Source organism: Amycolatopsis sp. GA6-003 (genome assembly GCF_046267895.1).
In the GTDB taxonomy this organism is placed as follows: domain Bacteria; phylum Actinomycetota; class Actinomycetes; order Mycobacteriales; family Pseudonocardiaceae; genus Amycolatopsis.
Genome location: NZ_CP176499.1, coordinates 7849169 through 7869874, shown reverse-complemented (window position 1 = coordinate 7869874; position 20706 = coordinate 7849169). Strand labels below are relative to the sequence as shown.

20 protein-coding genes are annotated in these 20706 nt (G+C 70.9%); 11 read left to right on the top strand and 9 right to left on the bottom strand.

Features of this window, described 5'->3' with window-relative positions:
• Positions 1–52 precede the first annotated feature (52 nt).
• Complete coding sequence (pip, locus tag F9C12_RS35490; protein WP_409463350.1) at positions 53–1474, bottom strand: prolyl aminopeptidase; 1422 nt, start codon at positions 1472–1474, stop codon at positions 53–55.
• Between the two features lie 91 nt (positions 1475–1565).
• Between pip and F9C12_RS35485 the strand changes: the two genes are divergently transcribed.
• From F9C12_RS35485 to F9C12_RS35460, 6 genes are all read left to right on the top strand, one after another.
• Positions 1566–2249, top strand: coding sequence for a response regulator transcription factor (locus F9C12_RS35485; RefSeq protein ID WP_409186115.1), 684 nt, complete (start codon positions 1566–1568; stop codon positions 2247–2249).
• A 5-nt stretch (positions 2250–2254) separates the two neighbouring features.
• On the top strand, positions 2255–3520 hold the full coding sequence (locus tag F9C12_RS35480; RefSeq protein WP_409463349.1) for a sensor histidine kinase: 1266 nt from the start codon (positions 2255–2257) through the stop codon (positions 3518–3520).
• Between the two features lie 1349 nt (positions 3521–4869).
• On the top strand, positions 4870–6255 hold the full coding sequence (locus F9C12_RS35475; RefSeq protein WP_409467129.1) for an amino acid permease: 1386 nt from the start codon (positions 4870–4872) through the stop codon (positions 6253–6255).
• Positions 6252–7028 (top strand): carbon-nitrogen hydrolase family protein, encoded by a 777-nt coding sequence (locus tag F9C12_RS35470; protein ID WP_409463348.1) that lies wholly within the window; start codon positions 6252–6254, stop codon positions 7026–7028. The genes F9C12_RS35475 and F9C12_RS35470 overlap by 4 nt, the downstream gene beginning before the upstream one ends.
• Positions 7025–8716: a flavin monoamine oxidase family protein gene (locus tag F9C12_RS35465; protein WP_409463347.1), complete on the top strand. Its 1692-nt coding sequence runs from the start codon at positions 7025–7027 to the stop codon at positions 8714–8716. The genes F9C12_RS35470 and F9C12_RS35465 overlap by 4 nt, the downstream gene beginning before the upstream one ends.
• A gap of 106 nt (positions 8717–8822) precedes the next feature.
• Positions 8823–9452 carry a TetR/AcrR family transcriptional regulator gene (locus F9C12_RS35460; protein WP_409186111.1) on the top strand — a complete coding sequence of 210 codons (630 nt, stop codon included), beginning with the start codon at positions 8823–8825 and terminating at the stop codon, positions 9450–9452.
• Between the two features lie 205 nt (positions 9453–9657).
• Here the strand turns inward: F9C12_RS35460 and F9C12_RS35455 are convergent, their stop codons facing one another.
• Positions 9658–10368 carry a TetR/AcrR family transcriptional regulator gene (locus tag F9C12_RS35455; RefSeq protein ID WP_409463346.1) on the bottom strand — a complete coding sequence of 237 codons (711 nt, stop codon included), beginning with the start codon at positions 10366–10368 and terminating at the stop codon, positions 9658–9660.
• A gap of 69 nt (positions 10369–10437) precedes the next feature.
• Between F9C12_RS35455 and F9C12_RS35450 the strand changes: the two genes are divergently transcribed.
• The 3 genes from F9C12_RS35450 to F9C12_RS35440 all read left to right on the top strand — a co-directional run bounded on the left by F9C12_RS35450 (position 10438) and on the right by F9C12_RS35440 (position 12070).
• Positions 10438–11304, top strand: a complete 867-nt coding sequence (locus F9C12_RS35450) for an alpha/beta fold hydrolase (protein WP_409463345.1) — start codon at positions 10438–10440, stop codon at positions 11302–11304.
• Positions 11305–11396: 92 nt separating this feature from the next.
• Complete coding sequence (locus F9C12_RS35445) at positions 11397–11813, top strand: hypothetical protein (RefSeq protein ID WP_409463344.1); 417 nt, start codon at positions 11397–11399, stop codon at positions 11811–11813.
• Between the two features lie 71 nt (positions 11814–11884).
• Positions 11885–12070 (top strand): DUF5302 domain-containing protein, encoded by a 186-nt coding sequence (locus F9C12_RS35440; protein ID WP_101433981.1) that lies wholly within the window; start codon positions 11885–11887, stop codon positions 12068–12070.
• A gap of 81 nt (positions 12071–12151) precedes the next feature.
• On the opposite strand, the gene F9C12_RS35435 is transcribed toward F9C12_RS35440, so the two are convergent.
• The 4 genes from F9C12_RS35435 to F9C12_RS35420 all read right to left on the bottom strand — a co-directional run bounded on the left by F9C12_RS35435 (position 12152) and on the right by F9C12_RS35420 (position 16142).
• Positions 12152–13225 carry a Glu/Leu/Phe/Val dehydrogenase dimerization domain-containing protein gene (locus F9C12_RS35435; RefSeq protein WP_409463343.1) on the bottom strand — a complete coding sequence of 358 codons (1074 nt, stop codon included), beginning with the start codon at positions 13223–13225 and terminating at the stop codon, positions 12152–12154.
• A 147-nt stretch (positions 13226–13372) separates the two neighbouring features.
• Entirely contained in the window at positions 13373–14572 is a 1200-nt protein-coding gene (locus F9C12_RS35430) for a kynureninase (RefSeq protein WP_409463342.1), read from the bottom strand.
• On the bottom strand, positions 14569–15360 hold the full coding sequence (locus F9C12_RS35425; protein WP_409463341.1) for a tryptophan 2,3-dioxygenase: 792 nt from the start codon (positions 15358–15360) through the stop codon (positions 14569–14571). Before F9C12_RS35425 ends, F9C12_RS35430 begins: the two co-directional genes overlap by 4 nt.
• Before the next feature lie 8 nt (positions 15361–15368).
• Positions 15369–16142 (bottom strand): PaaX family transcriptional regulator C-terminal domain-containing protein, encoded by a 774-nt coding sequence (locus F9C12_RS35420; RefSeq protein ID WP_409186932.1) that lies wholly within the window; start codon positions 16140–16142, stop codon positions 15369–15371.
• A gap of 88 nt (positions 16143–16230) precedes the next feature.
• Between F9C12_RS35420 and F9C12_RS35415 the strand changes: the two genes are divergently transcribed.
• Complete coding sequence (locus F9C12_RS35415) at positions 16231–16935, top strand: SDR family NAD(P)-dependent oxidoreductase (protein ID WP_409463340.1); 705 nt, start codon at positions 16231–16233, stop codon at positions 16933–16935.
• Positions 16932–17759, top strand: coding sequence for an enoyl-CoA hydratase family protein (locus tag F9C12_RS35410; protein WP_409463339.1), 828 nt, complete (start codon positions 16932–16934; stop codon positions 17757–17759). Before F9C12_RS35415 ends, F9C12_RS35410 begins: the two co-directional genes overlap by 4 nt.
• 368 nt (positions 17760–18127) lie before the next feature.
• Here F9C12_RS35410 and F9C12_RS35405 read toward each other — a convergent pair whose 3' ends face one another.
• From F9C12_RS35405 to F9C12_RS35395, 3 genes are read right to left on the bottom strand one after another with little or no spacing between them, the layout of a single operon-like run.
• Positions 18128–19048, bottom strand: coding sequence for an SMP-30/gluconolactonase/LRE family protein (locus F9C12_RS35405; RefSeq protein WP_409186102.1), 921 nt, complete (start codon positions 19046–19048; stop codon positions 18128–18130).
• Positions 19049–19057: 9 nt separating this feature from the next.
• A complete protein-coding gene (locus tag F9C12_RS35400) occupies positions 19058–19714 on the bottom strand; it encodes a histidine phosphatase family protein (protein WP_409186101.1) in 657 nt (218 codons plus the stop codon).
• A 13-nt stretch (positions 19715–19727) separates the two neighbouring features.
• Positions 19728–20483, bottom strand: coding sequence for an SDR family oxidoreductase (locus tag F9C12_RS35395; RefSeq protein ID WP_409463338.1), 756 nt, complete (start codon positions 20481–20483; stop codon positions 19728–19730).
• Between the last annotated feature and the right edge of the window lie 223 nt (positions 20484–20706).

The window sequence follows — 20706 nt, the reverse complement described above, 5'->3', positions numbered from 1 at the left end:
TAGCGGAAGACGCTCCGGTTCGGCGCCGCGCGGACCCCGGACGCGGCGGGAATCACACCCGCTCGAGCACCACCACGGGGATCTCGCGGTCGGTCTTCTTCTGGTAGTCGTTGTAGGCGGGCCACACCGCGGCGAGCTTGTCCCACAGCCGGGCGCGCTCCTCGCCGGTCGCGGTCCGGGCGCGCGCGGTGAACTTGTCCGCCCGCACCTGCACGCGGACCTCGGGGTTCTCCTGCAGGTTCAGGTACCAGCCGGGGTGGTTCGGCGCGCCGCCCTTCGAGGCGACGATCACCGGGTTGCCGTTGTCCTCCTGGTAGATCAGGGCGAACTTGCGGTCCTGCCCGGTCTTGCGGCCCTTCGTGGTGAGAACCAGCGTCGGCACGCCGTCCTGCCAGTCGTGCCCGACCTCCCCGTCGGTCTCCTCGTAGCGGCGAACGTGCTCGTCACCGAACAGCATGCGGATTTCCTTTCGTTCGACTTCCGCGCTCGGCAGCCCGGACCGGCCCTCCTCCCACCCTGCCGCGAACCGGTCGGTCGCGCTGATCAGCTCGTGCAGCGTGCCCGGCTCGTCGAAGGCGTGCCCGGCGTCGCCGATCATCTTCAGCTCGGCGCCCGGCAGCACCTGCGCGAGTTCCCAGGCGGTGGTGGCGGGAGTGACCACGTCGTACCTGCCCTGGACCAGAACGCACGGGATGCCCGACAGCTTCCCGGCCCCGCGGATCAGCTGGTCCGGGGCGAGCCAGCCGCCGTGGCGGAAGTAGTGGTTCTCGATCCGCGCGATCGCGAGCGCGAACTCCGGCTCGGCGAACGCGGCCACCACCTCTTCCTGCGGGGTGAACTTGACCGTCTCGCCTTCCCACCGGCTCCAGGCCAGCGCGGCCGGCCCGTGCACGTTCGGGTCCGGGTGATTCAGCAGTTCGTGGTACACCTCCAGCAGGTCGCCGCCGCGGCGCGCGTACGGCACCGGCGCGAGGAACCGCGACCACGCCTCCGGGAACAGGCATGCCGCGCCGCCGCCGAAAAGCCACTGCACTTCTTTGACCCGCAGCGTCGCGACGCCGCGCAGGATCAGCTCGGTCACCCGCTCCGGATGGGTCTCGGCGTAGGCGAGCGCGAGCACGCTGCCCCACGAGCCGCCGAACAGCTGCCAGCGGTCGATGCCGCGGTCCTCGCGCAGCTGCTCCATGTCGGAAACGAGGTGCCAGGTCGTGTTCACCGACAGGTCGACGTCCGGCTCGCTGCAGTGCGGCGTGCTCCGGCCGCAGCCGCGCTGGTCGAACAGCACGATCCGGTAGCGCTCCGGGTCGAACAGCCGCCGGTGCCGCGGGGACGCGCCGCCGCCGGGCCCGCCGTGCAGGAACGCGACCGGTTTGCCCTCGGGATTGCCGCATTCCTCCCAGTACAGCGTGTTGCCGTCGCCGACCGGCAGCATCCCGTGGTCGTACGGATCGAGTTCCGGGTACAGACCGAGCATGCAGCCACTATGCCCGACCTCGGCCTCGTCCCGCTGGGGGTCCACTGTGGACGCGCGGACGCGGCCGCGCGGCTCCGGTTAGGCTTCCCTCATGGCGAAGGTACTGGTGGTGGAGGACGACGCGGCGATCGGCAGCGTCCTCGACTCCGCGCTGCGCGGACACGGCCACACAGTGCAATGGTGCCGGGACGGCCGGAGCGCGCTGCGCGAGACCTCGGCCGACCTGGTCCTGCTGGACCTGGGCCTCCCGGACGTCGACGGCGTCGAGGTGTGCCGGCGGCTGCGCGCGGCGCTGCCGGGCGCGGTGCTGGTGATCCTCACCGCGCGGGCGGACGAGATGGACGTCGTGGTCGGGCTGGAGGCCGGGGCCGACGACTACCTCACCAAGCCCATCCGGCTGGCCGAACTGCTCGCCCGGGTGCGCGCGCACCTCCGCCGCGGCGCGCCCGCCGCGCCGTCGACGCCGGTCGTGCGGATCGGCGCGCTGGAGGTCGACATCGCGAGCAGGCGGGTCAGCCTCGGCGGCCGGGAGGTCGCGCTGCGCGCGCGGGAGTTCGACCTGCTCGCGCGGCTGGCCGTCCAGCCCGGGCAGGCGGTGAGCCGGGACACGCTGATGTCCGACGTGTGGGATGCGCACTGGCACGGCTCCACCAAAACGCTCGACGTGCACATCGCCGCGCTGCGCCGCAAGCTCGCCTCGGCCGCCGAGTCGCCGTACGAGGTGCCGAGGATCGCCACCCTCCGCGGGCACGGATACCGGTTGGAAGGGGACTGACCGGGGTGCGCCGCCGGATCGTGACGCTCACCGTCCTCGCGGCGGTCCTGGCCACGAGCCTGTTCGGGCTGCCGCTCGCCGTCGGGGCGCTGTGGTACTTCCGCACGCACACCACGTCCGCGCTGGAACGCGCCGCCGACGGCGCGGCCGTCGTGGTGTCCGACGCGCTCGCCGCGGGCCAGCCCTTCCAGGTCCCGGACAACGAGGACGGCGCCGAGGTCGGCGTCTACGACCCGAACGGCCACCTTCTCGCCGGGGAAGGCCCGCGGACCGCGGACGACGTCGTGCGCGGAGTCGCCGTGACCCGCAGCGACATGCTGAACCAGAAGGTCGGCGACGAGGACGTGCTGGCCGTCCCGGTGCTGACCGGGGCGCGCCTCACCGGCATCGTGCGCGCGGCGCTTCCCCGGTCGGCGCTGACCCGCGACGTCGGCATCACCTGGCTGGTGATGGCCGGCTGCGCGATCGGCGCGGTGCTCGGAAGCTGGCTGGTGGCGCGGCGGATCGCCGCGCGCCTGACGCGCCCGCTGGAAGACCTGGCCTGCGCCGCGGCAAGGCTGGGCGAAGGCGATTTCTCCGCCCGGTCGCGACGCTCGGCGATCCCGGAAATCGACCGCGTCGGCGCGGCACTGGACGTCACCGCGACCCGGATCGGCGAAACCCTGGAACGGGAACGCGCCTTCTCCGCCGAGGCCTCGCACCAGCTCCGCACTCCCCTGGCCGGGCTGCGCCTGCAACTGGAATCCGCGCTGGAGACCCCCGGCCGCGACCCGTATGCGGCCATCCGCGCCGGAATCACCGCGGCCGACCGCTTGGAAAGGACCGTCGAAGACCTGCTCGCGCTGTCCCGGGAACGCCGCGCCCCGCGCGACGAACTGGACCTGCCCGCCCTCCTGACGGAACTGAACGACGTCCCGCTGCCCGACCGCCGCGAACTGCGCCTGGAAATCATCGACCCGCCGCCCGTGCGCGCATCAGCCCCCGCGGTCCGGCAAGTGCTCGCGGTGCTGCTGGACAACGCGGTGAACCACGGCGAAGGCACCATCACCATCCGAGCCCGAGACGCCGGCGGCGCGCTAGCCGTGGACGTCGTGGACGAAGGCCCGGACCTCGGCGAACGCGACCCGTTCTCCGACCACACCCCCGGCGGACACGGCATCGGCCTCCGCCTGGCAAGAAGCCTGGCCGAAGCCGAGGGCGGCCGATTGCGCCTCTCGCGCCCCGATCCGCCGACGTTCACGCTGCTGCTCCCGGAAGCACCCGCCTCCTGATCGCGGCGGGCGGTGTTTTCGGGGGCCCAGCCGACTTCGGCGTTCTGGGGCGGGGCTCCGCTCAGCCACTGAACCCGCGGCATCCACGCCCGATCGACCAATCCCGGCGCCCGGCCGCCGCCGTGCTGCTCCGCTCTCGCGACTCACCGCCCAGCCCGGCAACCTCCACCGCGCCGCCCCAGCCCACCGCCCGGCAACCAGCCCCCGGCAGACACCACCTGCCCCTCGCTGCCCCGCTCTCCCGGCTCGCCGCCCAGCCCGGCCACCTCCACCGCGCCGCCTCAGCTCACCGCCCGGTATCCAGCCCCTGGCAGACGCTCCTGCCCCTCGCTGCCCCGCTTTCCCGGCTCACCGGCTAGCACCGAGCCCCCTCCGGCAAGCTCCGCTCGCTGCCCAGGCACCCAGCTCTGCCAGGCCCCCAGCCACGCCCGCTAGCCGTCGGGCAACAAACTGCTCCCCAGCGACTCCCGCCCACTCCGCTTCCCGGCATCCGGCGGTTCCGCTCGTGCCACAGCCATGGCGGCTGCTCGCACGGCTCCCTGCCCTCCGCCGCCAGCCCCGATCGGGAAGCCGTCCCACTCGCGTCCGCCTTGCAGCCGGAACCCGCTATCCCCAAATCTCCGCCTGACCGGTCAGGCCTGCTGGAGGCGAGTGCCGCACGATCGCCACGCCGGTTCCGCGAAACCTCCGCCCGAACACGCCCCCGGCATCCGCTCTCGCCCGATCGCGTCAGCTCCACGCCCAGCCCTCGGCCTGCGTGGACAAACCCACCAACCGACTGCGCACGCCCGACTCCCTCACCTCCGCCCGGCCCGCAGCCTGCGCGGGCAAGCCCACCGCCCCGAGCACGCCCGGTGCCCGACCTCACCGAACTCCCGCGCCCCGCCGCCCTCGGCCTCTGCAGACAAGCCCACCGACCACCCCAAAGCGCCCGGCACCCCAACCTCACCAAACTCCCGCATCCCGCCGCCCTCGGCCTACGCAGATAAGCCCACCGCCCACCACCCCAAGCTCGCCCAGCACCCCAGCCCCACCCGACCTCCTCACCCCCGCCCAGCCCCGCAGCCTGCGGGAACAAACCCACCACCGAAAGCCCCGACCCCCGATCACTTAGAGTCAGGAACCGCCCCAACCCCACCCGGCCCAGGCAGCACCCCCGCCGGAACCCGACCCGAGAGCGCAATGAACCACCCACCCCCACCCCCTTTCCGCAACAGATCTCGGTTCTCGGGGCAATTTTCGATCGATACCGTGGCTCGAAGTCGACAGTGCCGTCACAATCCATCGCTAGGAGCCGCCCGGTGAGCACTACCTCCTCCAGTCCTTCTCGCGGGAGGCTCGCCGCGGCGATGCTGCGTCGCAAACCGGTCGCCGATTTGGTCGCCGAGGCGGATCGCGGGCCGTTGAAGCGGTCGCTCGGGCTCACTCAGCTGACCATGCTCAGCATCGGGGCCACTCTGGGCAGCGGGATCTTCGTGGTGCTCGGCGAGGCGGTTCCGGTGGCCGGGCCCGCGGTCGTGGTTTCGTTCGTGCTGGCCGGGATCACCGCGTTGTTCTCCGCGCTTTCCTACGCCGAGCTCGCGGGCATGATCCCGCTTTCGGGTTCCTCCTACTCCTACGCGTACGCGACCCTCGGCGAGCTGGTCGCCTGGGTGTGCGGGTGGTGTCTGGTGCTGGAGTACGGCGTCTCGGTCGCGTCGGTCGCGGTCGGGTGGGGGCAGTACGTCAACGAGCTGCTGCACCTGGCGTTCGGCGTCGCCTTGCCGGACGCGCTCAGCGGGCCTCCGGGGGACGGCGGGCTGGTCAACATCCCGGCGATCGTCGTCGTGCTGCTCGCGATGGTGCTGTTGCTGTCCGGTGCGAAGGAAAGCGCGCGGGCCAACGCGGTCATGGTCGTGGTGAAGATCGGCACGCTGATCCTGTTCTGCGCCATCGCCTTCACCGCGGTCCGGGCGCAGAACTTCACGCCCTTCCTGCCGCTCGGGCTGGCCGGGATGAGCGCCGGCGGGGCGAAATTGTTCTTTTCCTACATCGGGTTCGACGCCGCGTCCACCGCCGGCGAGGAAGCCCGCGACCCGCAGCGTGACCTGCCGCGCGCGATTCTGTTGTCGCTCGGCATCGTGACCATTCTCTACTGCCTCGTCGCGGTCGCCGCGATCGGTGCGCTGCCCTGGCAGGAGTTCGGCGACAAGCAGGCCGCGCTGTCGCACGTGCTCACCACGATTTCCGGCAACCCGCTGTGGGCGATCCTGCTCGCGATCGGCGCGCTGGTGGCGATTTCCAGCGTCGTGCTGACTGTCCTTTACGGACAGACCCGGATCCTGTTCGCCATGTCGCGCGACGGGCTGGTGCCGAAGTCGCTCTCCGCGGTGCATCCGAAAACCGGCGTGCCGCGCACCAATACGCTCGTGGTGTCCGGGTTCGTCGCGGTGCTCGCCGCCTTCGTCCCGCTCGGCAAGCTCGCCGACGCCACCAGCATCGGGACGCTGTTCGCGTTCGGGCTGGTCAACGTCGCCGTGCTGATCCTGCGCAAACGCCGTCCCGACGCCGAACGCACCTTCCGGGTGCCGTTCTCGCCGGTCACGCCGGTCCTCGGGGTGCTCTGCTGCGCCTACATGATGTTCAGCCTCGACGGCGCGACCTGGATCGTGTTCGGCGCGTGGATGCTGCTCGGCCTCGTCGTCTACTTCGGCTACAGCGTCCGCCGCTCGCGGCTCGCGGAGCCGGTCCGATGATCATCGCCGTCCAGCAAGGGCCGTTCGAGCGGCTGCCGGAAGCGATGGCCGCGGCGGCGGAGCGCGGCGCCGAGCTGATCGTGACTGCCGAAATGGGCACGACAGGCTACCACATCGGCGCGAAGGCTGTCGCGGAGCTGGCTGAACCGGCGGACGGACCGCGCGCGGCCGAGCTGGGCGAGTTGGCGGCCAAGCACAAGATCGCGGTGGTCTACGGCTACCCCGAGCGTGCCGGCGACGCGGTGTACAACTCGGCGCAACTGCTGTCCGCGCAAGGGGAACGGCTCGCGAACTACCGCAAGACCCATCTGTTCGGCGACCTCGACCGAGACCAGTTCTCGCCGGGCGACGAACCGGTGGTGCAGGCAGACTTCAACGGTCTCCGCGCCGGTCTGCTGATCTGTTACGACGTCGAGTTCCCCGAACTGGTCCGCGCGCACGCGCTCGCGGGCACGGAACTGCTGCTCGTGCCCACGGCGTTGATGCGGCCGTACGAGCGCGTCGCCGACCTGCTCATTCCGGCTCGCGCGCACGAAAGCCAGCTGTACGTCGTGTACGCGAACCGCTGCGACACCGAAGGCGAACTCAGCTACTGCGGCCGCTCGACAGTCGCGTCGCCGGAGGAAGTCGTCGCGAAGGCCGGGCCGGGCGAAGAGCTGCTGTTCGCCGAGCTCGATCCCGCGGTGCTCGCCCAGGCGCGAGCCGAAACCCCGTACCTGGCCGACCGGCGGCCGTCGCTCTACCGCTCTCTCACCGAAGGACCCCGGGCATGACCTCCGCAGTTCCCGCCGCGATCCACACCGAGGAACCCGGCAGGCCGATCACGATGTTCGGCCCCGACTTCCCGTTCGCCTACGACGACTACCTCGCGCATCCGGCCGGGCTCGGCAGCGTGCCGGAGCAGGCGCACGGTGCCGAGGTCGCGGTGATCGGCGGCGGGCTCTCCGGCATCGTGGCCGCCTACGAGCTGATGAAGCTCGGGCTGCGGCCGGTCGTGTACGAGATCGACGGCCTCGGCGGACGGCTGCGCACGCACCGCTTCCCCGGCCTGCCCGACGACGTGGTCGCCGAGATGGGCGCGATGCGGTTTCCGCCGTCTTCGACGTCGCTGTTCCACTACATCGACAAGGCCGGGCTGGAAACCACGCCGTTCCCGAACCCGCTTTCGCCCGCCACGCCGAGCACAGTCGTCGACCTCAAGGGGCAAAGCCATTACGCGCGCACGCCCGAGGAACTGCCCGAAGTGTACGGCGAAGTGGCGCGAGCGTGGCAGCGCACGCTGGACGAGCACGCGTCGTTCGCCGAGATGCAGACCGCCATCCGCAATCGCGACGTCGCGACGATCAAAAAGATCTGGAACGAGCTGGTGCCCCGGCTCGACAACCAGACCTTCTACGGATTCCTGTGCGATTCCCCGGCGTTTTCCTCGTTCCGGCATCGGGAGATCTTCGGCCAGGTCGGATTCGGCACCGGCGGCTGGGACACCGACTTCCCGAACTCGATTCTCGAAATCCTCCGCGTCGTCTACACCGGCGCGGACGACGAGCACCGCAGCATCGTCGGCGGCAGCGGACAGCTCCCGAAGCGGCTGTGGGAGCACGTCCCGGACAAGCTCGCGCACTGGCCGTCCGGCACGAATCTCGCTGCCCTGCACGAAAACGGCCAGCCGCGGCCCGGGGTCACGCGGCTGCACCGCACCGCGCCGAACAACATCACCGTCACCGACGCCTCCGGCCGCATCCGCACGTTCGGCGCGGCGGTGTTCACCGCGCAGAGCTGGATGCTGCTGTCGAAGATCGAATGCGACGAGGCGCTGTTCCCGATCGACCACTGGACGGCGATCGAGCGCACGCACTACATGGCGTCCTCCAAGGTGTTCGTGCCGGTGGACCGCCCGTTCTGGCTCGACCGCGACCCGGTCACCGGCCGCGACACGATGAGCATGACGCTCACCGACCGGATGCCGCGCGGCACCTACCTTCTCGGCGACGACCCGGACCGGCCCGCGGTGATCTGCCTGTCCTACACGTGGGCCGACGATTCGCTGAAGTGGCTGCCGCTCAGCGTGTCCGACCGCGTCGAGGTGATGCTGCAGTCGCTGCGCGAGATCTACCCCGGCGTCGACGTCCGGCGGCACATCGTGGGCGACCCGGTCACCGTTTCGTGGGAAGCCGAACCGCATTTCATGGGCGCGTTCAAGGCGAACCTTCCCGGACATTACCGGTACCAGCACCGGCTTTTCACGCATTTCGTGCAGGATTTACTGCCCGAGCGCTATCGCGGTTTATTCCTCGCGGGCGACGACATCTCGTGGACGGCGGGCTGGGCCGAGGGCGCGGTGCAGACCGCGCTCAACGCGGTGTGGGGGGTGCAGCGGCACTTCGGCGGCGCGAGCGATCCGGCGAATCCCGGTCCGGGCGACCGTTTCGCGGATCTCGCACCGCTCGAGCTTCCGGACTGAGCGGCGCCGTCAACCCATACCGCGCGGTAGCAGCCGAACGTGTTTCCGCCGCGACATTCGGCCCGATTAATCCGCCGTACTGAACCGATCATGCCAAACTGATGCCATGAGCACCGATCCGGCGCCGAAGTGGCGGCGACTCGAACCGGACGAACGCAAAGAGCAGATCTACGCCTGTGCGGCGCGGCTGTTCGGCGAACGACCGTATTCAGAAGTGTCCACTTCGGACATCGCCGCCGAGGCGGGCGTGGCCCGCGGACTGATCAATCATTATTTCGGAACGAAAAGGGAGTTGTACCTCGAAATCGTTCGGCGGGCGCTTACTGTGCCGCGGATTGCGGTGCAGATTCTGCCGGACGGCCCGTTGGAAGTGCGCGCGGACGCCGCCATCGACTGGCTGCTCGACATGGTGCGCGAGCAGGAGAAGCTGTGGCTCGCCGCGATCGCGCCGGAGGGCATCGGCCGCGACCCGGAGGTGGACCGGATCGTCGCCGAGGCCGACCGCGCGTCGGCCGACCGCGTCCTGGAGGCGGTCGGGCTGTCCCGCGACAGCGAGCACGGCGAGGAGCTGAACGCCGCGGTGCGCGCGTTCGCCGGCATGGTGAAGGCGGCGGGCCGCGAATGGCTCGTGCACCGCTCGCTGGACCGGCGCCAGGTGCACACGCTGCTGACCATGTCGCTCGTGACCGTGGTCGGCAAGGTGTTCCCGGCGATCCAGCATCCGCCCCAGCACTGACGCACCCGGAAGGAGAGCCCCCGGCACCACGAGGGGGGAGGAAAGTGCCGGGGGCCCCTTCCGGAGGCGAGGCCCCCGGTAACTGTCCACGCTACGCCGGGAAGGCGTCGAAACGGTGTCGGTCGGCGAAGCGGCGGCCCGACTTTTCCCCACGACCACACCGACGGCCCAGTGCGGACGCCCGAACCGGGCAATTTCGCGAATTTCAGCCGCGCGTCCGGGCCAACCGGCAGGCGAGCCCGTCGAGGCAGGTGCGGATCGCGAACTCGAACAGCCGCGGATGGTAGCCGGAGGCCGCCTCGGGGTCGCTGAGCAGCTGCTGCATCGCGCGGCCGTTCGCGGCCATGCCGGGCAGGTCCTCGCGGTCGCGGTAGGAGGCGTACTCCTCGGTGTTGTCCAGGCGCAACGCGAGGCTGCAGTCCCGGTCGTCCTCCAGCGCGACGTACTGGCACGCGGTGGTGGTGAGCATGGCGTGGGCGAGCGGGCTCTCGTCGCCGAAGCCCGCTTCCAGCAGGATCCGCACGCCGCGGTCCACCGTGGGCGTGGCCGCGGCCACCGACGGGCCGAACGAGGCCATCCGGCGGGCCGTGCCCGGATGCTTGCGCAGCAGCTCGCGCAGGCCGGTGAGCAGTTCGACGAACCAGTCCTGCCAGTCCAGCCCGTCGTCGGGCAGCCGCAGCTGGCCGACGACCCGGTCGAGCACCGCGCACACCACCGCGTCGCGGTCCCCGACGTGGTGGTAGACGACGGCCGGGTACGCGCCGATCGCGGCGGCCAGCTGCCGCAGCGTCCAGTTCTCCAGACCGCGTTCGACGGTGAGCTTGACCGCCGCGTCGATCACCTTCTTCGCGGTGACGGCGGGCAGCCCGGAGGCGGAACGGGACCGGGCGCGCTGTCCGGCACGCGGAGTCGGCATGCCGTGCACCGTAACCGGCGACCGGCGGGCTCGGCCACACGCGGTTCCGCGCTGCGGCATCATCGGGGCATGCCCCGCGCACAGGCCAACGGCCTCGAACTCGAGTACGACACGTTCGGCGATCCGGCCGCCCCGCCGATCGTCCTGGTGATGGGCCTCGGCGCCCAGATGATCACCTGGGAGGAGGGTTTCTGCGAGCTGCTCGCGAGCCGCGGCTTCCACGTCGTGCGCTTCGACAACCGCGACGCGGGCTTGTCCACCTGGTTCGGCGAGCTCGGCACGCCGGACCTCGCCGGGATCGTCGCGGGCACGGCTCCGGCGCCGTACCTGCTGTCGGACCTCGCGGACGACACCGTGGGGCTGTTCGACGCGCTCGGTTTCGCGAAGGCGCACCTGGTCGGCGCGTCGATGGGCGGGATGATCGCGCAGCAGGTCGCGATCGACCACCCGGACCGGCTGCTGAGCCTGACGTCGATCATGTCGACGACCGGCGACCCGTCGGTCGGCCAGGTCTCGCCCGCCGCGCTGGAGACGCTCACCAGGCCGGCTCCGGAAACGCGCGAGGAGCAGATCGACCAGAGCGTCGCGAACTACCGCGTGACCGGGTCGCCGGGCTATCCGGCCACCGAGGAGTACCTGCGGCGCAAGGCGGCCCGCAACTACGACCGGGGCCGGAATCCGGCCGGGATGCAGCGCCAGGCCGCCGCCGTCGTCGCGTCGGGCGACCGCACCGAACGACTGCGCGGCGTCCGGGCGCCGACCGTCGTGCTGCACGGCGACTCCGACGTGATGATCGACGTCAGCGGCGGGAAAGCCACCGCGGCCGCGATCCCGGACGCGGAGCTGGTCGTCCTTGCGGGCATGGGCCACGACCTGCCGGAACCGCTGTGGCCGGAGATCGTGGCCGCGATCGTCCGGGCGGCCGCGCGAGCTTGAGCGGGTCAACAAGCCGTCAATAACGCGCGCGGGAGCGTACGGAACCCGTCCGCGGGTCCCTCCTCGCGCGCCCGCGCGGGGTGCCATGGGGCATGCGTACTGAAGAACGGCTCGCCGGCGGGTTCGGGTTCCCGTTCGGGTGTGTGGCGGTGGTGGCGGCGGCGATCGCGGCGAAACTCGCCACCGCGCATCCCGGTTGCGCCGTGGCGGGCGTCGCGCTCGCGGTCTGCGCAGTGGCGGTGCTCACGACTCCCCTTGCCGCGGCCGGGGTGACGGCGGTGGGCTGGGCGGTGCTTTCCGGGTTCGTCTACGCCCGGTCCGGGACCCTGGTCTTCACCGCGGCGACCGGGTGGGTCGCGGCGATCCTGGCTGGTGCGGCGGGGTTCGGGCTGCTCGCCGGGGCCGGAAAGCGCGCGGTTCGGCGGGTCCGGCCGGGGTTCGCGGAAGCGGTCGTGCCCGCGCCGCGACGGGCGGCCGAATCGGGCCACCGCCGGGTGGCGTCGCTCTGAAATGGCTCGCCAACGTGCGCGAAGGGCGCCAGTCTGACGGGGTATCACGTCGTCACCTTCGGAGGTCAGCCATGAGTGAAGCGCAACCGGCACCCAGCGACGGGGAGGGCGACGTCAAGCGGAAGTTCCGCGAGGCATTGGAGCGGAAGCAGGCCAAGGCCCGCGAGGGCGCCGCGCACGAGAACGCCGGGCAGCAGAGCCAGCACGCGCACGGGCCGGCGGCCAACAAGCGGACTTTCCGGCGCAAGAGCGGCTGATCGCTCCTGGATGTGCGGGGCCGGGAGGGGAACCCGGAGGGAATCTGATTCCCCCAGGGTTCCCCTCCCGGCCTTTCGGAGCTACACCGTGAGAATCGAGCGCAGGCGGCCTACGTCCGCCATCCGGCGTTCGGCCAGGCGGTCGGCAGCGGCGGCGGGAGGTACGCCGTCGGCCTTCGCCAGTTCGTACACCGCTTTCGTGGTGTCGAAGATGGCCGCGGTTTTGCGCTGGGCGCGGGCGAAGTCGAAGCCGTGGCGTTCGTCGTCCACCTGGATCACGCCGCCCGCGTTCACCAGGTAGTCCGGGGCGAACAGGATGCCTCGGTCGTTCAGCAGCTTGTCGACGCCGGGGTGCGCGAGCTGGTTGTTCGCCGCGCCGCAGACGATTCGCGCGCGCAGCGCGGCCACGGTCTCGTCAGTGAGCACGCCGCCCATCGCGCACGGGGCGAAGACGTCCAGTTCCGTCCCGATCATGGTGTCCACATCGGACACCACCTCGACGTCGGGATAAGCCGCGCGAGTGCGATCCACCGCGCTGGGCGCGACATCGGTGATCACCACGCGAGCGCCCGCCTCCACCAGGTGGCCGACGAGAATGTGGCCGACCTTGCCGACTCCGGCCACGCCGACGCGGCGGCCGGTCAGCTCCGGCACGCCCCACACCTGGTCCGCCGAAGCGCGCATCCCCTGGTACACGCCGAAAGCGGTGAGCACCGAGGAGTCGCCCGCGCCACCGTCCTCGGGGGACCGTCCGGTGACGTGCCGGGTCTCGCGGGCGACCACGTCCATGTCGCGGACGTACGTGCCCATGTCGCAGGCGGTGATGTAGCGGCCGCCGAGGGATTCCACGAACCGGCCGTACGCGCGCAGGAGCGCTTCGGACTTCAGCGTGTTCGGGTCGCCGATGATGACAGCTTTGCCGCCGCCGAGGTCGAGCCCGGCGAGCGCGTTCTTGTACGCCATTCCTTTGGAGAGTGCGAGAACGTCGTCGAGCGCGGCGTCCTCAGTGGCGTACGGGTAGAACCGGGTGCCGCCGAGGGCCGGGCCCAAAGCGGTGGAGTAGATGCCGATGATGGCTTTCAGCCCGCTGGCCTCGTCGTGGCAGAACACGACTTGTTCATGGCCGCTGTGCCGGCCGAACACGCCTTCGGTCACGGTGGTGACTCCTTTGTCTCCCACGCGGCTCGTGGCCGCGCAAATGTGCGAACGGTGCGCACCGGGGAACAGGGGTTGCCCGTTCCGCGGTGCACACCGTCAACCTACTTCGCCGTTCTCCGGGCCACCACCCGCATCCCGGGTGCTTCACCCCAGATCCGCGACAGCTTCCCGAAGGGTGGAAATCGCGGTCTCCAGTTGTTCATCCGACAGGTAGGGCGCGGGTCCGAACCGGAGGTACTGGCCCCGGCTGTCGGTCCGTACGCCGCGCGCGGCCAGGCGTTCGCACAGGTGCCCGGCGACTGGGCTGCGCAGCGAAAGGAACCCGCCGATGCTCTCGAGCGGGGTCTCGCGGTCGCGGGTCACCACGTCGTCCGGAAGGCCGAGGCTGTCGAAGCAGCTGGCCAGCAGACCGACCTGGTGTTGCGACACTTCGCGCAGGAACTCGGCGGTGAGTCCGTGCTCGGCGAAGAACCGCTGCACGCGTACGCCGCGGTAGTGGCTCGACGGGTCGTAGGTGGCTCCGGCGAACCGGTCGCCGCCGGGTGCATACGCGACTTCGTCGGGGCGGCGTTTGTCGGCGAGGGCCCCGAATTCCGCGTACCAGCCGGTGATCACTGGCCGCAGCTCCTGTGCGTGCGCGGGCAGCCGCAGGAAACAGTTGCCCTCGCCGAGCTGCAGGTACTTGTAGCCGCCGCCGAGCACCCACGCGTTGGTGAGGCCGAGGTCGTGCAGCGGGAACGGGACCGCGCCGACCGCGTGGTAGGCGTCGACGACCAGCTCGACCGAGCGGCTCCGGCACGTTTCCGCCAGATGCGCGAGGCCCGGCACGATCCACGACGTCTCGAACAGCACTGCCGAGGCGAGCACCGCGGCGGTGCGGCCGTCGACCTGTTCGGCGAGCCGTTCGGCCAACGTCGCGACCGGAGCGGCGGGCACGCGGACGACCTCGACGCCTTCCTCGGCCAACCGGGTGAGCTGACGGCGCAGAGTGTGGAATTCCCCGTCCGTGGTCACCAATCGCGGTCGCTTCCGCAGGTCGATCGCGGACAGGAACCGCAGCACGAGTTCGTGCGTGTTCTGGCCGAGCGCGTAGTCGCCGTGCGGATCGGACAGCCACTGCCGGAACCCGTTCCGCAGCTGGTCGGCCTTCGCGAACGCCCGGCCCCACTTCTCGTCCACCTCCTCCGCGGCGTCGGCGAACGCTTCGCGCAGACCCTCTTCGGCGACGTCCGGCCAGGCCTGGTGCGAATGCGCGGACAACAGCAGCCGGTCGGCCACCCGGAACCGCGAGTAGTGCGGGGCGAGCGCGTTTTCCTTGGCGCGCAAGGATTCCACTGTGGTCACAGCCGACTCCGGACGGCCCACAGGTCCGGGAACATCGGGGTGAACAGCGTGGTGCGCAGGTAGGCCGCGCCGGACGAACCGCCGGTGCCGGTCTTGTCGCCGATCGTGCGCTCGACCATCTTCACGTGCCGGTAGCGCCATTCCTGCAGGCCCTCGTCGAGGTCGACCAGCGCCTCGGCGAGCACCGACGGGCCGCCGTCGTCGTGGTAGACCTTGAGCAGCACTTCCTGCAGTTCCGGCGACGGCTCCACCGGACGCGTCACGTCGCGGTCGGCGGCGACCGGGTAGCCCTTTCCGGACAGATACGTCAGGAACGAGTCGAACACCGACGGACGGCGCATCGCGTCGGCGATCCGGGCGCGCTGCTCGCCGCCGTCCGGATAGTGCGCGAACACGCGTTCGTCGCGGCGGCCGAGCACCGCCTCCAGCTCGCGGAACTGGCCGGACTGGAAGCCGCTCGACGCGTCGAGGCGGGCGCGGAAGCTGGTGAACTGGCTGGGCGTCATCGTCTCCAGCACGTCGATCTGCGCGACCACCACCTTCAGCACGGTCAGGATGCGGCGCAGCGTGCGGATGGCGTGCGCGGTGTTGCCCGCTTCCAGGTTCTCCTGCAGGAACGCGGCCTCGTGCAGGATCTGCTTGAACCACAGCTCGTAGACCTGGTGGATCACGATGAACAGCAGTTCGTCGTGTTCGTCCGAGCGCGGGCGCTGCGCGGCGAGCACCTCGTCGAGCGCCAGATAGGACGTGTAGCTGAGCGCGGCCTGGGTGTCGTCTGGTCCGGTCATCGGGTTCCTCATCTCGTGGACAGGGTGCGGTCGAAGTGGCGCTGGGCGGGTGGCGCGAGCGCCGAATACAGGTCGTGGAACAGCTTGACCGCGGCGGCCCGCGTGCCCGGCGCGGGGATCAGCTCGGACGGCAGCTCCGGGTCCAGCGAAGGGAATTCGCGGTAGGTGTGCACCAGGCGGGTGCGCACGGCGAACGCTTCCGGGTCGCCGAGTTCGCGCGGGACGCCGCCGAACTCGGCGACGAACGCGGCGTAGCGGGCGGACAGTCCGTCGAGGTCCCAGGCGCGTCCGGCGAGCCGGCGCACGTCCAGCGCGGCGGACGGCGTGCCGAGCATCAGCCCGGCGTGTTCGGCGACTTCGAGTTCGTTCAGCAGCGCGAGCACCTCGGCCTCCCGGTCGTGCGGGGCGAGCCAGGTGCCGTCCTGGACCGGGCCGAAGCCGAGGAAGCGCAGCCGCCGCACCAGCCGTTCGCGGGACTGGCGCCGGGTTTCCGGGATGTTCTGCCACAGCACGGTCCAGGTCCCGGCCGGTTCGTCCCGGCGGCCGAGGCCGAAGATCCGCCGGTCGCCGTCGTCGAGCAGGGCGACCGTGCGCGGGGTCAGCGAGTAGTGCACCAGCCTGCCCTCGCGGTGCCGGGACAGCAGGCCGCGGCGCACCAGCCGGGTCAGCGCGATCCGGGCCGCACCGTCGGAGAACCCCAGCTCGTGCAGCAGCGCGACGAGGCCGCCGGACCACACGCGCCTGCTCTCGCGCGGGCGCACGTAGCTGCCCAGCAGCGTCATCACGAGCTCCTGGGGCGTGCGGGCGGGTTCGGTGTCGGGCACGAGGCAACTCTATACACCTCAGCCCGCTGCAGTGTAGCTTTCGGGAGTGAGCAGTTTTTCCGACCGGATCGTCGTGGTCACCGGCGGCACCCGCGGCATCGGCGCGGCCGTCGCCGAGCGGTTCCGCGGCGCCGGCGCGACCGTGCACTCCCCCGGCCGCGCCGAATGCGACGTGACCGACGAGGCCGCCGTCCGCGCCTATTTCGCCCAGCTCGGACCGGTCGACGTGCTGGTCAACAACGCTGGTGTGTCCTCAAGCGCGCCGCTGGCGAAGACAGGTCTCGACGACTGGCGCGGCCAGTTCGAGGTGAACGCGACCGGCGCGTTCCTGTGCACCCGCGAGGTGTTGCCGGGGATGCGCGAACGCGACTGCGGACGGATCATCACGATCGCGTCGACCGCCGGCTTGGCTGGCGCGCGCTACACCTCCGGCTACACGGCGTCGAAGCACGCGGCGGTCGGCCTGATGCGCGCGGTGGCGGCTGAAGTGGCGGGCACGGGCGTCACGGCGAACGCGGTGTGCCCGTCGTTCGTGCGCACCGACATGACCGCGACTTCAGTCGCCCGGATCCGCGAGCGCACCGGCCGCGACGAGGCCGACGCGGAAGCCGCGCTCGCCGCCGCCTCCCCGCTCGGGCGGCTGCTCGAACCCGGCGAAATCGCGTACGCCGTGGAGTTTTTCGCCGCCCCGGAGGCGGCCGCGATCAACGGACAGACCCTCGTACTCGACGGTGGAGGAATCCAGAAATGAGCCCGTTCCGCGCCAGCGTCCCGCTCACGAAGTCGTGGGAGCATTTCGAGTTCACGGTGGACGACGGGGTCGCGACAGTGACCTTCGACCGTCCGGAAAAGCTCAACGCGCTCACCTTCGACGTCTACGCCGACCTGCGCGACCTCGTCGCCGAACTGCCGCACCGCGGCGACGTGCGGGTGCTGGTGCTCACCGGAAAGGGCCGCGGGTTCTGCTCGGGCGGCGACGTCGAGGAAATCATCGGCGAACTGCAGAAAATGGACACCGCGGAACTGCTCGAATTCACCCGGATGACCGGTGCGGTGGTGAAAGCCATGCGCGAAACGCCGATCCCGATCATCGCGGCGGTCAACGGCGTCGCGGCGGGCGCCGGTTCGGTCCTCGCGCTGGCGAGCGATTTCCGGCTGCTGGCGGAATCGGCGAAGTTCGCGTTCCTGTTCACGAAGGTCGGCCTGGCGGGCGCGGACATGGGCTCGGCGTACCTGCTGCCGCGCCTGGTCGGCCTCGGCCGCGCGACGGAATTGCTGATGCTGGGCGACAAACTCCCCGCCGCGCGCGCCGAAGCGATCGGCCTGGCGAACCGGGTGGTGCCGGACGCCGACCTGGCCGGCGAAGCCGCCGCACTGGCACGACGGCTCGCGGACGGCCCGGCGCTGGCGTACTCCACCACGAAGGTGCTGCTGACCCGCGAACTCGACAGCGACCTCGGCAGCTCGATCGAACTGGAAGCCATCACGCAGGCGTTGCTGATGACCGCGAAGGACCACAAGGAGTTCTACGCCGCCTGGGCCGCGGGGCGCAGTCCACAGTGGACCGGCCGCTGATCAGGCCCGGATCACCGAGGCCTGGAGTTCCGTCACCCAGTCGTCGCGGTTTTCCGGGCACTCCAGGTCGACCTCGCGCGGATAGCCGGTCGGCTGGCAGCCGTTCGCGTCGATCCAGCGGGGCGGAAACCTCGACGGCGGCGTGGACGACGACCTTGCCGTCGCCCTCCGGGACGTCCTCGTGATAGGCCGCCCCGGGTCCGGTGCAGGCGATGCCCGCCGCCTCCATTCGCCGGGAAAGCTCGTCGTAGAGCGGTCCGATGACGGGCATGCGGACCGAAACCCGGCCGTGCCGGGCGAAGTGTCCGATACTGAACATGACGCCTTCGAGTTGACCGCCTGACCCGGCGTGAGAGTCAAGCAGCCTTTCAGAGATCCGTGTAGGCGATCGCGTTCTCTTCCAAAGACCCGAACCACAGCCGGCCGTGGTACTCGCGGATGCCCACCAGCACATGGAATCCCGGGATCTCGCCGCGCAGTTCCCGCACCACCGCGCCGTCCGGGGTGACCGCGAGCGCTCCGACCCGGCGTTTCGGGGCGGGCTGCAGGGAATCCGGCAACGCGCGCACCGCCGTCCGGACCGGCGCGGGCAGGCGGCGCACGACGTCGAGGGCGCGCAGCCGCGGGCTCGCCTCGGTGATCCAGATGAGCCCGTCCGAACCGGTCGCGATGTTGTCCGGGAAGCCCGGCAGGTCGTCGACCAGGACGTCGCGGTCGCCGGACCGCGGACCGGTCAGCCAGACCCGGCTGACCCGGCACGCGCCGGTTTCGGCGACCGCCACGAAGGACTCGTCCGGCGGCAGCGCGACGCCGTTCGCGAACTGGAGACCGTCGGCGAGCAGGTCGATGCGGCCGTCCGGCGTACGGCGCAGCAGCCGTCCGCCCGCGGTCTGTTCGATCAGGTCGTCGCGCCAGTTGTCGATGCCGAAGCGGCGCGACGAATCCGTGAAGTAGACCGTGCCGTCGGCGGCGACCGCGGCGTTGTTGCAGAACACGAAGTCCAAGCCCGCGCCGGACGTCGCGAGGGTCGTCGTCTCGCCGCCGGCCAGCGGCATGGTCAGCAAACCGGCGCGGGCGTCGCAGATCAGCAGTTCGCCGTCGCCGTACAGTTCCAGCCCGAGCGGGCGGCCGCCGGTGTCGCCGAGCAGGTCGATCCGCCGTCCGTCCGGCGAAACGCGCAGGATCCGGCCGTCGTCGACCCCGGTGTAGACCCGGCCCTCGGCGTCCACGACCACGTCTTCCGGACCGTGCCCGTTCACCGGCACGATCGTGACCTCACCGAACCGCACGCCGGCCTCCTACCGGTAGCTGAGCAGCCGCGCGTTCTCGCCTTCGAGATGCGGATGCTCGTTGAAGGACAACAAAGTCACGCCGCCGCGACCGGACGTCAGCTTCGTGATCCCGGTGTTCACGGCGACGCGGTTCAGCTTCAGCAGCCCGGGTCCCGGCGTGCCCAGCAACGACCCGGCGACCGCGCCGAGCACGCCGCCGGAGGTGAACACGAGCCCGTTCTCGCCCTTGCCCAGCGAGCCGGCCAGGTCCGCCAGCGCCGCGGTGCAGCGGCCGAGAAACGCGGGCCAGCTTTCCGCGCACGGACCGGTGTCGCCGGAGTCGACCCACGCGGTCAGCGCGGCGTCCAGCAGCCGCTGGTACTCGCGCGGATCCTGTTGCGGCGCACCGCCCGCGTGGTGCCGCACGAGGTCGACGTGGTCGTATTCGTTCCAGCGTTCGTCCTCTATCACCGGCACGTCGCAGCCGAGGGCCTTCAGCGCGGTCGCCGCGGTGTCCCGCTGGCGGGCCAGCGTTCCCGAGCGCACCTGCGCGAACTCGACCCCGCGCCGGTTCAGCTCGGCGCCGACCAATGCGGACTGTTCGAAACCCAGCGGCGACAACGCGTCGTAATCCGCCGCGCCGAACGAAGCCTGGCCGTGCCGGATCAGATAGATCGCACCCATTCGCGCCGTCCCGTCAGGAAAACATCCGCAGCAACCGGCCAGGCGCCAAGCGTACCGCGAGACTCAGCGGCACCCAGGGCCACGAAGGCACGTACGCGCGCTTCGGTTCCGCTTCGATCGCCTTGACCAGCGCGTGCGCACCGGCTTCGGCCGACACCATCAGCGGATTGCGTTTGGTCGAACGCGCGGTCATCTCGGAGCTGATGTAGCCGGGCCGCACGTCGGTGACCGTGATGCCGAGGCTGCTCAGCTCCAGCCGCGCGCCGTCGGCGAACGCGGAGATCCCGGCCTTCGACGCGGAGTACGCGGTGAGGTTCCCGGGGAAACCGCGCAGCGCCATGAACGACGAGATCACCGCGAGGTGCCCGGCACGCTGGTCGCGGAAGATGCCCGCCGCCGCCTCGATCTGGGCCACCGCAGCGACGAGGTTGGTTTCGAGGGTCTGCCGGTTGGCGTCGAACCGGCCCGCGCCGACCGGCTGTCCCTTGCCGAGCCCGGCGTTGACGATCACGCGGTCGAGCCTGCCGAGTCCGGTCCGGAATTCCTCGAACACCGCGAAGACGCGCTCGTGGTCGGTGACGTCGAGCGCGCGCGTGACGACGGTGATCCCCGGGTACGCGGCACGCAGCTCCGCGGCCAGGTCGTCGAGCCGTTCGGTGCGCCGGGCGCACAGCGCGAGATTGCGGCCGCGAGCGGCGAACTGCCGGGCCATTCCCTCGCCGAGACCGGAGCTGGCTCCGGTGATCAGGATGTTCTGCCGCAAGACCATGCCCGGAGCCTACCCGCTGGTAACCCTTCGGGCTCACCTCCGTTCCGCTCGCTCCCGGCTGCCGGGAATCAGCCGGACCAGGAATGTGGGCACGGCCGTCTCACGATCCCGGCTGCGGAAGGATCTCCAGCACGTCGAAGGAATTTCGCCCTGCCGATCGCCTGCGATCGCGCCCCGCTGACGGGGATCGCGCTCCTGGTCTGCCCGCGAGGATGACCGGTGG